The organism is Cupriavidus sp. C2SS-8b (genome assembly GCF_057073745.1).
Genome location: NZ_CP172716.1, coordinates 2,778,068 through 2,791,085 on the forward strand (window position 1 = coordinate 2,778,068; position 13,018 = coordinate 2,791,085).

A 13,018-nucleotide genomic window follows, 5' to 3' on the forward strand; every position below is an offset into this window, starting at 1 on the left:
TCAGGCCGAGGCGCCGCTGACACCGGCACCGCTGAACGTAGCCATCTCGTTCAGGAACGCCGCGGCGGATGTCACCAGCGGCCAGGCCAGCGCCGCACCGGTGCCCTCGCCCAGGCGCAGGTCCAGCGCCAGCAGCGGCTCGGCCTTGAAATGATCGAGCAGTGCGCGGTGGCCGCGCTCGTGCGAGCAGTGCGAGAACACGCAGTACTGCAGCACGCGGGCATCGATGGAATGCGCCACCAGCAGCGCGGCCGACGCAATGAAGCCATCCACCAGGATCACCATGCGGCTTGCCGCGGCGGCGAGGAAGGCACCGGCCATCATTGCGATCTCGAAGCCGCCGAACGCGGCCAGCACGTCGAGCGGTTCCTCCGCGTCCGCGTGCAGCGCCAGCGCGCGTTCGAGTACTTCACGCTTGCGCGCGAGGCCGTCGTCGTCGAGCCCCGTGCCGCGGCCGATGCAGTCGGCCAGCGGCAAGCCCGTGAGCCGGCTCATCAGGCAGGCCGCCGACGAAGTGTTGGCAATGCCCATCTCGCCGAAGCCGATCACGTTGCAGCCCTGCTGCGCGGCGCGCAGCACGCGCGCCATGCCGGCCATCATCGCCGCGCTGGCCTGCTCCGCGCTCATGGCGCGCGTCTCGGCGAAGTTCTGCGTGCCATCGGCGATGCGGCAGTTGACCAGTCCCGGAGAAGCAGGCAACGGCACGCGCACGCCGGCATCGACGACTTCGAGCGCGATGCCGTGCAGGCGCGAGAACACATTGATGGCCGCACCGCCCTTGAGGAAATTCAGCACCATCTGGGCGGTGACTTCGGCGGGATAGGCGCTTACGCCGGCATCAGCCACGCCGTGGTCGCCCGCGAAGACGATCACGGTGGGGCGTTTCAGCGCCGGCTGCGTAGTTCCGCAGATCAGGCCGATCTGCATGGCAAGGTCTTCCAGGCGGCCAAGCGCGCCGAGCGGCTTGGTCTTGTCGTCGATGGCGGCCCGCAGGGCCGGACGCAGCGCGTCGTCGAGAGGGGCGATTTCCGGGAACAGCATGATGCGCAATGAACTCGAGTGATACGTGTAAAAACCAACCGGCCGCAGTGTACCGCTACATCTCCACGCCGCGCTGCGCCTTGATGCCTTGCTGGAACGCGTGCTTGACCGGCACCATGTCGGTCACGGTGTCGGCCGCGTCCACCAGTGCCGGCGGCGCCCCGCGGCCCGTGATGACGACGTGCTGCATCGGCGGGCGCGCACGCAGGTCGGCGACGACCTGCTCCACATCAAGATAGTGCAGCTTGAGCGCAATGTTGAGTTCATCGAGCAGCACGAGCCCGATCGACGGGTCGCGCAGCATGCCGCGCGCCACCTCCCAGGCTGCTTCGGCCTTGGCCACGTCGCGCGCGCGGTCCTGCGTGTCCCAGGTATAGCCTTCGCCCATCACGTGGAAAGCGCACTCGTCGGGAAAGCGGCGCAGGAACATTTCTTCGCCGGTGGCCTGCGCGCCTTTGATGAACTGCACAACGCCGGCCCGCATGCCATGGCCGAGCGCGCGCACCACCATACCGAAGCCCGAGCTGGACTTGCCCTTGCCGTTGCCGGTGGTAATGACGATCACGCCGCGCTCGTCCTGCGCGGCGGCGATCTTGGCGTCGATCACTTCCTTCTTGCGGACCATGCGTGCCTTGTGGCGCGCATCGCGGCCAGCGTCGTCCTGACTGTTGTCTTGTTCTGTGGGGTTATCGTTCATGGTTCGTCGTGCGGTGCCCCCGCCGGGCGGGGCACTCGATCTGGAATCAGCGCGGTGTGCACGCCGTCCGTCACGCTGACGATCGGCGTGCGCAGCGCGCGCGAGCATTGTTCGGGGGTCAGCACCTGTTGCGCCGGGCCATGCAGCGCGGTGCCGTCTTCGGCCATCAGCAGCGCATGGGTGGCGTAGCGGCGGGCCAGGTTCAGGTCATGCAGGATCACGACGATGGCGTGGCGGCCGGCGCGTGCCAGCGCCGCCAGCGCTTCGAGCACCATGATCTGGTGGCGCAGGTCCAGGTGCGATACCGGTTCATCGAGCAGCAGCAGCGGCGCCTGCTGGGCCAGCACGGCGGCGAGGGCGGCGCGCTGGCGTTCGCCGCCTGACAGCGTCAGGACGTCGCGCGCGGACAGCGTGTCGAGATCCATCGCATGGATGGTGGCGCGCACCACGGCATCGTCGTCCCGGCCGGTCCAGCCCCAGCCGGACAGGTGGGGATGGCGGCCGACGCGCACCGCATCCATGACCGACATCGAGAACGTGTCGTGCAGCGCCTGCGGCAGGTAAGCACGCTGGCGGGCCAGCGCGGCCGGCGACAGGCGCTCAAGCGGCGTACCGTCCAGGCTGGCGCCGCCGGCATCCGCGCGGCGCAGGCCGGACAGCACCGCCATCAGCGTGGACTTGCCGACGCCGTTGGGACCGGCCACGCACCAGAGCTGGCCCGGGGCGATCTCGAGCGACAAGCGCTCCAGCAGCACGCGCGTGCCGGTGCGCAGGCTGACTTCGTGGAGCGAAAGCGTCGGACAGGCGGCCGCGGGTTCGGACCATGATGTCATCGCGGCCTCCGCAGCAGCAGGTAGAGGAAGGTCGGCACGCCCAGCAGCGCGGTGATGACGCCCACCGGCAACTGCGCGGGCGCGATCACGGTGCGGGCGATCAGGTCGGCGGCCATCAGCAGCGCACCGCCCAGCAGCGCCGAGGCCGGCAGCAGCAGGCGCTGGTCGTTGCCCCAGGCGAGGCGCACCAGATGCGGCACCACCAGGCCGACAAAGCCGATCGAACCGGCGGTCGTGATCGCCACGGCAATCGACAGCGAAGCGAGCACGAAGGTGGCCAGCCGCACGCGTCCCACGCGCACGCCGAGCGATTGCGCCACGGTTTCGCCGAGCAGCATCACATTGAGCGAGCGCGCCATCGGCATGGCCAGCAGCACGGCGACAACGAGCATGGCGAGCGCGGCACTGTATTCCGCTGTTCCGCCGAGGTCGCCCGTGAGCCAGAACAGCATGCCGCGCAGCCGCGCTTCGGGCGCGATGGCAAGGATCAGTGTAATCAGCGCACCCCAGCCCGAAGCCAGGATCACACCAGTGAGCAGCAGGCGCGCGCCGGCCTCATGGTGGCCGCCCTGCACCTGCGGATGCAGCAGGTCGCGCCGCGCCAGCGTGGCAACCAGCACCATCGACAGCAGCGCGCCACTCGCGGCCCCAGCCTGCACGGCCCACAGCGGCAGCATCAGCAGCATCGCCCCGAGCGCGCCAGTAGCGGCGCCGCCCGATACGCCAAGCACATAGGGCTCGGCCAGCGGGTTGCGCAGCAGCACCTGCATCAGCGCACCTGACAGGGCCAGCAGGCCACCGCATGCGAATGCGGCCGCGGCGCGCGGCAGGCGCAGCTCGCGCACGATGGCACCGGCGGTGCCCGTGTCGGCGCCGCTCAGTGCCTGCCAGAGCTGGCCGCCGTCCAGACGCACGCTGCCCAGCGCCAGCGACAGCAGGAACACCGCCGTTGCCGCCGCCGCAAGCGCGAGCCATACCGCGAGGGCGCGCCGGAACTCAGACATCGCGCGCCACGCGGCCCGTCATTTCTGGCGCCAGCCCAGCGTGATGTAGCCCGCCCTGCCCTGCGTGTTGTACGGGAAGGCGAGCTGGTAGTTCTTGTCGAAGAGGTTTTCCACCCGGGCGGCAACGAACCATTGCTTGTCGATGTTGTAGCGCGCGTTGAGGTTGACGATACCGTATCCGCCCAGCGTGCGCGAGCCGGCGTCCAGGCGCGACGACGACAGCAGCCACTCTCCACCGAAACGCCAGTTGCCGAAGTTGCGGCCCACGTCGAACGCGGCATGGCGGCGCGCGCGGCGCACGAGCTGGGTGTTGGTCTGCTCGTCGACCGGGTTCTGGAACGTTACGCTGGCCCCCACGTCAGTATTCCACAGCGTCGCGCGCCAGGAGGCCTCCAGGCCTTGCACCTTCGCCTTGTTGACGTTGCTGGGCAGGAACATGCCGTTCGGCTGCGCCACGGTGACGATCAGGTCGTTGTAGCGCGTTTCAAAGGCCGTCACGCGCAGCAGGCCCGCCGCGGCAGTGTTGTACTGCACGCCGACTTCGCCCGACTTGGCGCGCTCGGGGTTCAGGTTCGGGTTGCCGAAGCCGGGATAGTAGAGCTCGTTGAAGGTCGGCGCACGAAAGGCATTGCTGAGGTTGGCAATCAGCTTGAACGCCTCGGTCACGTTATAGCCGTAGCCCGCGAAGAAGCTGGCCTGGTTGCCGAAGTCCGAGTAATGGTCGTTGCGGCCGTTGAGCTGCAGCTGGTGCTTGCCGATGCGCCCGTCATAGCCGCCGAATACCGAGAAAACATTGCGCGAGGGCGCGTTGTACGCGTTGGAATCCAGTTCCTGCTGCAGGTAATCGGTGCCGAACAGCAGCGTGTGCGTCGCCGCCAGTGCGTACTCGTTCTGCCAGTTGAACTGGCGGTTGCGCGTGTTGAAGGTGCCGTTGTTCGCGCCATTCAGGAAGTTCTCGCTGCGATCCTCGCTCTGCGCCAGCTTGAAATGCGTGGCCCAGTCCGGCAGCACCTTGCCGTTGACGAAGGCCGACACGGTGTAGAGATCGCTGTTGGAACGGTTGTCGTCGGTGGGCCGGCCGAAGTTGTTGTCGTATGACAGCTTGCTCTTCGAGTAGTAGCCGGCCAGGCCCGCATCCCAGTCGGTCGTGAAGCGGTGCTTCACCTGCGCCGACACGCTCTGGTTCTCGTACGGGTTGTCGTTTGGGTTGGCGCGCGGCGCCTGCTTCGTGTTGATCGACGAGAAGCCGTCGGTCTTGAACGCGGAGCCGGTCACGTTGAACGAGGTGTCGCCGATCTGGCCGCCATAGCCGACCGTGCCCTGGCGCGTGTTGTTGCTGCCGTATTCGACCTGCGCGTTCGCCGCCGGCGCCTGGCCCGCACCGCTCTTGGTGAAGATCTGCACCACGCCGCCGATTGCGTCCGAGCCATAAAGCGCCGACACGTTGCCGCGTACCACTTCGATATGGTCGATCTGGTCGGGCAGGATGTTGGCCAGCTGAGCCGTGCCGCTGCTCACGGACGACACGCGCACGCCGTCGATCAGGATCAGCGTCTGGTTGGAATTGGCGCCGCGCATGAACAGCGAAGTGTTCGAGCCCATGCCGCCGTTGGCGGTCAGCTCTACGCCGGCCTGGTTGCGCAACAGCGTGCGCAGGTCCGGCGCCTGCGAATTGACGATGTCTTCCTGCGTCACGACCGTGGTGTGCGGCAGGGCCTCGGTGAGCGGCTGCGCCGTGCGGGTCGACGTGACCACCACGGGCGCAAGTTGCGCGGGCGCCGCGCCGGCGGCAGGCTGGGACGCTGCAGGCGTCTCGGCGGTCTGTGCCACGGCGGGATTCAGGATAAGGGAAGACAGGGCAGCCAGTACGGCAGCCACGGACGGACGCACCGTCGGCAGCGCCGGACGGTTCGACCTGTAAAGCGATGAACGCATGATGCAGGAATGGATAGGACAGCCAGACCCGTTCCCCCGCGGGCCAGATGGCGATGAGGCGTGCCGCGCAGGGGCGGCAGCCCGCGTTCAGGCCGGTATCCGGGCTGGCGACGCCAGGCTGGCCGCCTTCCCGAACGCTTGTGGTTCAGTGGCGATGGGCCAGCCCTGCGATGCCGTGTGTGGACAGGCATCGCGGCCGCTTACCGTTGCGGGGGCAGCACAGGTTGGCCTGGCCGAGCTGTCTGTCGGTCGCGGCTCCCTGTTTCCCGTTGAACTGCCACTTGCCTTGCGCAAGATGGCGAGCACCTGGAACGAGCGGCAGTGTAGGCAGTTTCCCTAACCGAGTCAATGTAGATTCGGACCGCACTTGCCGGCACGCAAATGGCGCATAAACCGGGATTTCGGCGCAGAAGCGCGCAACTTCCACGCGCCATGACAGTCACACCCGCCTTGCCATCCATTGTGCGCGACGGCGCTTCGGCTAGAATCCCGATACACCTGACACCTTTCACCATGACAGGCCCTATGCTTAACGAACTCGAACAGCTGGCCGCCAAGATCGGACGCGTGCTCCATCACGCGGACACCCTGGCGGCAGAGAACCAGCGGCTGCGCGACGAAATCGCACGCCTGGAAAGCGAGGCCGCACAGTTGCGCGGCGAGCGCGAAGCCATGGCCGCCGATCGCGAACTGCTCAATATCAAGATCGAGGAAGCGCAACTGCGCATCCAGTCCATCCTCGACAAGCTCCCCACCGCGGGCGACTCGCGCCAGCTCGACCTGCTCGGCGAAGAGGCCGGGTCATCGGCCCAGGAACGCGCCGCGCACAAGGCCTCCGGAGAACACGCATGAGCAACAAGCAAGTCGAAGTGAACATCGCCGGCCAGCCCTACCGCTTCGCGATCGCCCCCGAGAACGAAGCCGCGCTGCTGGACGCCGTGGCGCTGGTGGACACGCAGATGAACAAGCTGCGCAACAACGCCTCGGCCAAGGGCGTGGAGCGCGTGGCGGTGATGGCGGCGATCAGCATCGCGTCCGACCTGCTGGCCCTGCAGCGCAAGCAGCAGTCGGATGGCGCGATCCCCGTCGATGCCATCCGCGCGCGCATTCGCGAACTCAACGAGCGTGCCGACGAAGCGCTGCGCCAGTACGCGCACGTTGGCACAGGCACGCAGGCACAGCCTGGCTGAGCGCGGCCCGCGGGCACATGTGCGCTGGATGTGCGCTGTCGGGCAAAGTGTAACGAGGCGGTCAGGTGGACTTGGTATGCAACACATCGAGGTGTATAGTGTAGCCAGACTGCACGAGGCACCACAGACGTGCAGCATAAGGGTCGGGTTATCGCGCCTGACCGCCGTTCTCATCCCATCCTAGTTAGAAACGGCAAACGTCTGACATCCCGCCCGCGAGTCCGAATTTCTGGTCACGTCGGGATGTCCGGAGCGTCAGACGTTTGACAGTTTCCCTGCCTGGTTCGCTAGGGTCATAGACTCCTTGAACCGATATGCATCGCATGGTGCGGGATCATGTCGTATGGGCGAGCGCGTCGCTACCTTCATAGTCTGGGCCTGGCTTGGACTCCCTGAATGGGTGATGTACCCGAAATACGACTTCCGCAGCCACTCTGAACCTCAACAGGGTTCAGGATGCCGACCCAACGGCCGAGGCGGGGACCCCTTAAAAAGGCGGTGGTTTTCACAGACCACCGCCTTTTTTCTTGCCGGGCGCTGCCGCGTCGCGCGTGCAGCGTGTGTTCCAAAACGCCCGCATCCCCGACTGCCATGAGCCGCGCAGAAAACAGCCGCACAGAAAAAGCGCCCGCACGTGCCCGCCAATACTGGCTGATGAAGTCCGAACCGGACGAGGCCAGCATCGATACCCTTGCAAAAGAAGGGACATTGCCGTGGACCGGCGTGCGCAACTACCAGGCGCGCAATTTCATGCGCGACGTCATGCGCATCGGCGACGGCGTGCTGTTCTATCACTCGTCGTGCCCCGAGCCTGGTATCGCGGGCCTCGCCGAGGTCTGCTCGCAGCCCTACCCTGACCCCACCCAGTTCGATCGCAAGAGCGATTATTACGATGCCGCGTCCAAGCCGGATGAGCCGCGCTGGCAGCTCGTCGACGTGAAGTTCGTGCGCAAGAGCGCACTGATCCCGCTGGCCGAACTGCGCGCGCACGAAGAACTCGCCGATATGGTCGTCCTAAGGCGTGGCAACCGGCTGTCGATCACGCCGGTCACGCCGGCCGAATGGCGCTTCATCACCACGCGGCTGATGGGCTGAGCCGCGCCCGCGCGGTGGACGCGATCACAAGTACAACCACAAGCGACGCGGCGTTTTCCTCGTTTCCTTTCCTATGAGCCTTGCCCTGATTCCCGCCCTGCTCGCGCTGGGCGCCTTTACCGGTTTTTGCGCCGGCCTGCTCGGCGTGGGCGGCGGCATGATGATGGTGCCTTTCCTGACGCTGCTGTTCACGAGCCTCGGCTTTACCGGCGAGGCCATCGTGCATATGGCCATCGCCACGTCGATGGGCACCATCCTGTTCACTTCGCTGTCGTCGGTACGCGCCCATCACAAGCGCGGCGCGGTGCGCTGGCCGATCGTGCTGGCGCTGGCGCCCGGCATCCTGCTGGGCGGCATGATCGGCGGCGGCAAGGTGTTCGCCGCGCTCAAGACTAGCTGGCTGTCGCTGGCATTCGCCTGCTTCGTCGGCTTTTCGGCGCTGCAGATGCTGCGCAGCCGGCGCCCCGAGCCCAGCCGCCAGTTGCCCGGCGTGCCGGGCATGGTGGGCGCTGGATCGGTGATCGGCTTCCTGTCGAGCCTGGTCGGCGCGGGTGGTGCCTTTGTCTCCGTGCCGTTCATGACCTGGTGCAATGTGCCAATCCACAATGCAGTGGCCACCTCGGCCGCGCTGGGTTTCCCGATTGCGGTAGCCAGCGTGATCGGCTACATCTGGAGCGGCTGGCAGCAGCCGGGCCTGCCGACCGGCTCGCTCGGCTATATCTACCTGCCGGCGCTGGTCGGCATTGCCGTCGCCAGCGTGCTGACCGCGCCGCTGGGCGCCCGTACCGCTCATCGCATGGACGTGGCGCAGTTGAGGAAAGCGTTCGCGATCCTGCTGCTCTGCCTGGCCAGCTATATGTTCTGGAAGGCCTGGAAGGCATTCTGACGCATCCATCCGTGCGAGTGCGCGGAACGATTGCGGGGCGTTTGCGTCTCATACCCATCACTTTGACTGGGAGAAGAAGAATGAAGCAACTGCTTGCAGCGACCCTGCTCGGCGCCACGGCGCTGGCCGCCTCCGCGCAGACCGTGCCGCCACCGGCCGGCGTGCTGTCTCTCTCCGCGCAGGCCGTGACCGAAGTCCCGACCGACGTCGTGCACCTGACGCTGGCCGCGGAGCAGGAAGGCGCGGAGCCGGGCGCGATCTCGTCGCAGCTCTCGACCCGCACGCAGGCCGTCATCAACCAGGCCAAGCGCACGCCTGGCGTGCAGGCCGAGTCGGGTGGCTTCACGATCCGCCCGAGTACCGACCGCAATGGCCGTATCACCACCTGGCGCGGCCGTTCGGAAGTCATCCTGCAATCGCGCGATTTTGCGGCCGTATCGAAGCTGGCCGGCGAGCTGGCCAACCAGATGCAGGTGCAGGGCATTGCGTTCTCGCTGTCGCGCGAAGCGCGCCTGGCCGCCGAAGGCAAGCTGACCGAACAGGCCGTGGGCGCCTTCCGCGAGAAGGCGCAGTCCGCCTCGAAGCTGTTCGGATTCAGCAGCTATACGATCCGCGAAGTGAATGTGAATGAGAGCGGCGTGGTGCCGCCGATGCCGCGCATGTACGGCGCCGCCAAGGCCATGATGTCCGACGCCGCGGCGCCGGTACCCGTCGAAGGCGGCAAGACGCAGGTCACCGTGTCGGTGAATGGGTCGGTGCAGATGCTGAAGTAAGCCTTATTGCGGAGGCGGTGGTTGCTCCCCTCTCCCATAAATGGGAGAGGGGAGACAAGAATTACAGCGCCGAGAACTGCTGCCGCAACACGTTCTTCTGTACCTTGCCCATAGTATTGCGCGGCAGCTCATCCACTACGTGCACGCGCTTGGGTACCTTGAAGTTGGCAATGCGTCCCTTCAGCGTGCCGATCAGCTCGCCCTCATCGAGATCGACGCCGGGCTTCTTCACCACCACCGCCACTACGGCCTCGCCGAAATCGGCATGCGGCACGCCGATGACCGCGCTTTCCGCCACGCCCGGCATCTCGTCGATAAAGCTCTCGATCTCCTTCGGATACACGTTGTAGCCCCCGGAGATAATCAGGTCCTTGCTGCGGCCGACAATGGTCACGTAGTTGTCCGGTACCGAAACCTCGCCCGCCTGGCTGACGACGGCACCGCCAAAGCGGCCCACATCGCCGGTCTTGAACCATCCATCCGCCGTGAATTCCTCGCGCGTCTTCTCCGGCATGCGCCAGTAGCCCTTGAACACGTTCGGGCCCTTGACCTCGATATTGCCGATCTCGCCGATCGCGCTCGGGTGGCCCTCGCCATCGACCACGCGTACCGACACGCCAGGCAGCGGCATGCCAACCGTGCCGCCGATGCGCTCGCCCAGGGCACTGTCGTACGGGTTGGAGACCAGCATCACGGTCTCGCTCATGCCGTAGCGTTCGAGGATGGTGTGGCCCGTGCGCTTGCGGAATTCTTCGAATGTTTCCAGCAGCAGCGGCGCCGAACCCGACACGAACAAGCGCATGCGGCGGCAGGTGTCGTCGTCGAAGCGCGGCTCCTGCAGCATGCGCACGTAGTAGGTCGGCACGCCCATCATCACCGTGGAACGCGGCAGGAATTTCAGCACCTGCGCCATGTCCAGCCGGGGCGCCCAGATCATCTTGGCACCGGCCAGCAGCGCGCCGTGCGAAGCCACGAACAAGCCATGCACGTGGAAGATCGGCAGCATGTGCAGCAGCACATCGTCGCTGCGCCAGCCCCAGTATTCGTGCAGCGTCTGCGCGTTTGATGCCAGGTTGCCATGCGTCAGCATCGCCCCCTTGCTGCGGCCGGTGGTGCCGGACGTATAGAGGATGGCGGCAAGGTCGTCGCCAGCGCGCTGCACGGTCTCGAACGTATCGGGCCGCGCCGCGGCGCGCGACAGCAGCGAGCCCGAACGGTCTTCGTCAAGCGTGAAGACGTAGCTGGTGCCGTGGCGGAACGCCACCTTCGATACCCAGGCGAAATTCTTGCTGCTGCACACCACCACCGACGGTTCGGCGTTGCCGACGAAGTAGTCGATCTCCGCTTCCTGGTAGGCCGTGTTCAGCGGCAGGTAGACATAGCCGGCGCGCAGCGTGGCCAGGTACAGGAACAGCGCCTCGGGCGATTTCTCCACTTGCACGGCCACGCGCGCGCCTTCGGGCAGGCCAAGGCCTGTCAGCAGGTTGGCCAGCTTGGCGGTGGCGCGGTCGAGATCGTCCCAGCTGTAGTACAGGCCGTCATGCGTTTCGATGCAGCACGCGGTGCGGTCGGCGGGAAAGCGGGTTTCGAACAGAGCGAACAGGTTGGCGTTCATGGTGCGGATGAAGACAAGGGCTTCCGGAGTCCGGGCGCGCAATGCAATGGACGAAGGGTCGATGGGACGATGACGCGATGGGCGATTGTAATGCGGAAATGCGCTAGTTCCCCGTGAACCGCGGGGGACGATGCGCCAGGAAGGCGGCCACGCCTTCGCCATGGTCGCCGCCTTCGGCGTAGGCGAAATGTGCGGACAGTTCCTCGTCGCTCAAAGGCTCGGGCTGTGGCGACAGGCGGCGGATCGTGGCCTTGTTGATGCGCGCGGCGAGCGGTGCCCCGGCCGTGATGCGGCGCACCGTGGCCTCGACCTCCGCCGCCACGCCGCCGGCCGCAACCACGCGCGTCACCAATCCCTTTTCGCGCGCTTCGGCCGCATCGAAGACGCGGCCTTCCAGCAGGATCTCGAGCGCCACGGCACGGCCCGCGAGCGCCAGCAAACCCTTCAGCTCGCCCGGCGCCATCGGAAAGCCGAGCCGGTTGATCGGCACGCCGAAGCGGCTGTTGTCCGCCGCGATGCGCAGGTCGCAATGGGAGGCAATCTCCAGGCCGCCGCCGACGCATACGCCCTCGATCATCGCCACGGTCGGGTGCAGGCAACCAGCGATGGCCGCCAGCGCCGGCGCGATAATCTCCATGTGGTAGCGGCGCACCGCGGCTTCGTCGCCGCGCACCGTGGGAAACTCGGCAATGTCGGCGCCAGCGGCAAAATTGCCGTCGGCGCCGCGCACGACCACGCAGCGCAGCGAGGCGTCGGCCGACAGCCGCGTGAAGCCGGCGGTCAGCGCCTCCCACATCTGCGCCGAGATGGCGTTGAGCTTGCCCGGGTGCGACAGCGTGACGGTGGCCGTCGTGCCTGCGACAGCGAACTGGACAGTACCGCTCATCGCTTAGTCGATCTTGGCGCCAGAGGCCTGCACCACCTGGGCCCAGCGCTTGATCTCGCTGCGCTGGAACTGCGCGAACTGCTCCTGCGTGAACTGCGGCGTTTCGGAGCCATTGCTGAGCCAGACCTGCTTCATATCCGGCGTGTTCAGGGCCTTCTCGGTCTCGGTGTAGAGGCGGTCGACGATTTCCTTCGGCGTGCCCTTGGGCACCCACATGGCATACCAGGTCGAGACCTCATAGTTCGGCACGCCGGCCTCGGCCGCGGTCGGCACGTTCGGGAACGCCGGCGAGCGCTTGGCCGATGCCACCGCCAGCGCCTTGATGCGCCCCGCGCGGATATGTTGGGCGGAAGAGCCAAGGCCGTCGAACATCAGGTCCACCTGGCCAGCGATCAGGTCCGACAACGCCGGGCCGGCGCCCTTGTACGGGATATGCGTGATGAAGGTCTTGGTCTGCAGCTTGAACAGTTCGCCCGCGAGGTGGTGCGAGGAGCCATTGCCGGCCGAGCCGTAGTTCAGCTTGCCCGGATTCTTGCGCGCGTAGTCGAGCAGTTCCTTCAGCGTATTGGCCTGCACGCGCGACGGGTTCACCACCACGACCTGCGGCGGCTGCGCGATCACGGTGACGGGGATGAAGTCCTTCTCGATGTCGTAGTCGAGCTTCTTGTAGAACGACGGCGCGATGGCGTGGTGCGCGCCGCCGATGAAGACCGTGTAGCCGTCCGGCGCGGCCTTGGCCGCCAGGCTCGCGCCGACCGTGCCGCCGGCGCCGCCGCGGTTGTCGATAACGAACTGCTTGCCGAGCTGCTTGGAAAGCTGCGCGGTCAGCGGGCGGGCAAAGGCATCGGTGCCACCGCCTGCCGGAAACGGCACGATCACCGTGACCGGCTTGGAAGGCCAGGTATCCGCCAGCGCGGAGGGTGCCTGCCCGGCCATGCCGGCAACGCCTGCGACCACGACGGCGGCGCGCGCGCACGCGGCCAGGCTGAACTGACGACGATTCATCTTCACTGTCTCCTCTTTCTCTCGAAGTGGAAAGTTGATCCCGATACTGCTTGTTGTT

13 protein-coding genes, 1 other RNA gene and 1 riboswitch are annotated in these 13,018 nt (G+C 66.6%); of the genes, 6 read left to right on the forward strand and 8 right to left on the reverse strand.

Annotated features, from left to right (window positions below):
- Genes cobT through ACIGJB_RS12875 form a run of 5 tightly spaced genes read right to left on the reverse strand, consistent with a single transcriptional unit; the run spans position 1 to position 5,510 of the window.
- Positions 1-1,041 (reverse strand): nicotinate-nucleotide--dimethylbenzimidazole phosphoribosyltransferase, encoded by a 1,041-nt coding sequence (gene cobT / locus ACIGJB_RS12855; RefSeq protein WP_483730176.1) that lies wholly within the window; start codon positions 1,039-1,041, stop codon positions 1-3.
- A gap of 55 nt (positions 1,042-1,096) precedes the next feature.
- On the reverse strand, positions 1,097-1,738 hold the full coding sequence (cobO, locus tag ACIGJB_RS12860) for a cob(I)yrinic acid a,c-diamide adenosyltransferase (RefSeq protein WP_483730177.1): 642 nt from the start codon (positions 1,736-1,738) through the stop codon (positions 1,097-1,099).
- Positions 1,735-2,571, reverse strand: a complete 837-nt coding sequence (locus ACIGJB_RS12865; RefSeq protein WP_483730178.1) for an ABC transporter ATP-binding protein — start codon at positions 2,569-2,571, stop codon at positions 1,735-1,737. Before ACIGJB_RS12865 ends, cobO begins: the two co-directional genes overlap by 4 nt.
- Positions 2,568-3,575, reverse strand: coding sequence for a FecCD family ABC transporter permease (locus ACIGJB_RS12870; RefSeq protein WP_483730179.1), 1,008 nt, complete (start codon positions 3,573-3,575; stop codon positions 2,568-2,570). The genes ACIGJB_RS12865 and ACIGJB_RS12870 overlap by 4 nt, the downstream gene beginning before the upstream one ends.
- An 18-nt stretch (positions 3,576-3,593) precedes the next feature.
- Entirely contained in the window at positions 3,594-5,510 is a 1,917-nt protein-coding gene (locus ACIGJB_RS12875; protein ID WP_483730180.1) for a TonB-dependent receptor domain-containing protein, read from the reverse strand.
- A 73-nt stretch (positions 5,511-5,583) separates the two neighbouring features.
- Positions 5,584-5,836, reverse strand: a riboswitch (cobalamin riboswitch).
- Between the two features lie 199 nt (positions 5,837-6,035).
- Here ACIGJB_RS12875 and ACIGJB_RS12880 point away from each other — a divergent pair.
- The 6 genes from ACIGJB_RS12880 to ACIGJB_RS12905 all read left to right on the forward strand — a co-directional run bounded on the left by ACIGJB_RS12880 (position 6,036) and on the right by ACIGJB_RS12905 (position 9,454).
- On the forward strand, positions 6,036-6,362 hold the full coding sequence (locus ACIGJB_RS12880) for a hypothetical protein (RefSeq protein ID WP_483730181.1): 327 nt from the start codon (positions 6,036-6,038) through the stop codon (positions 6,360-6,362).
- On the forward strand, positions 6,359-6,700 hold the full coding sequence (locus ACIGJB_RS12885; protein WP_483709058.1) for a cell division protein ZapA: 342 nt from the start codon (positions 6,359-6,361) through the stop codon (positions 6,698-6,700). The genes ACIGJB_RS12880 and ACIGJB_RS12885 overlap by 4 nt, the downstream gene beginning before the upstream one ends.
- 269 nt (positions 6,701-6,969) lie before the next feature.
- Positions 6,970-7,187, forward strand: a non-coding RNA gene (gene ssrS / locus ACIGJB_RS12890) — 6S RNA.
- Positions 7,188-7,291: 104 nt separating this feature from the next.
- Complete coding sequence (locus ACIGJB_RS12895; RefSeq protein WP_483730182.1) at positions 7,292-7,795, forward strand: EVE domain-containing protein; 504 nt, start codon at positions 7,292-7,294, stop codon at positions 7,793-7,795.
- Between the two features lie 73 nt (positions 7,796-7,868).
- On the forward strand, positions 7,869-8,681 hold the full coding sequence (locus ACIGJB_RS12900) for a sulfite exporter TauE/SafE family protein (protein WP_483730183.1): 813 nt from the start codon (positions 7,869-7,871) through the stop codon (positions 8,679-8,681).
- 80 nt (positions 8,682-8,761) lie between these two features.
- Positions 8,762-9,454, forward strand: coding sequence for an SIMPL domain-containing protein (locus ACIGJB_RS12905; protein ID WP_483730184.1), 693 nt, complete (start codon positions 8,762-8,764; stop codon positions 9,452-9,454).
- Between the two features lie 61 nt (positions 9,455-9,515).
- Here the strand turns inward: ACIGJB_RS12905 and ACIGJB_RS12910 are convergent, their stop codons facing one another.
- The 3 genes from ACIGJB_RS12910 to ACIGJB_RS12920 all read right to left on the reverse strand — a co-directional run bounded on the left by ACIGJB_RS12910 (position 9,516) and on the right by ACIGJB_RS12920 (position 12,960).
- On the reverse strand, positions 9,516-11,069 hold the full coding sequence (locus ACIGJB_RS12910; RefSeq protein WP_483730185.1) for a malonate--CoA ligase: 1,554 nt from the start codon (positions 11,067-11,069) through the stop codon (positions 9,516-9,518).
- A 103-nt stretch (positions 11,070-11,172) separates the two neighbouring features.
- Positions 11,173-11,955 (reverse strand): enoyl-CoA hydratase/isomerase family protein, encoded by a 783-nt coding sequence (locus ACIGJB_RS12915; RefSeq protein WP_483730186.1) that lies wholly within the window; start codon positions 11,953-11,955, stop codon positions 11,173-11,175.
- Between the two features lie 3 nt (positions 11,956-11,958).
- Positions 11,959-12,960, reverse strand: a complete 1,002-nt coding sequence (locus ACIGJB_RS12920) for a Bug family tripartite tricarboxylate transporter substrate binding protein (protein ID WP_483730187.1) — start codon at positions 12,958-12,960, stop codon at positions 11,959-11,961.
- Positions 12,961-13,018 lie beyond the last annotated feature (58 nt).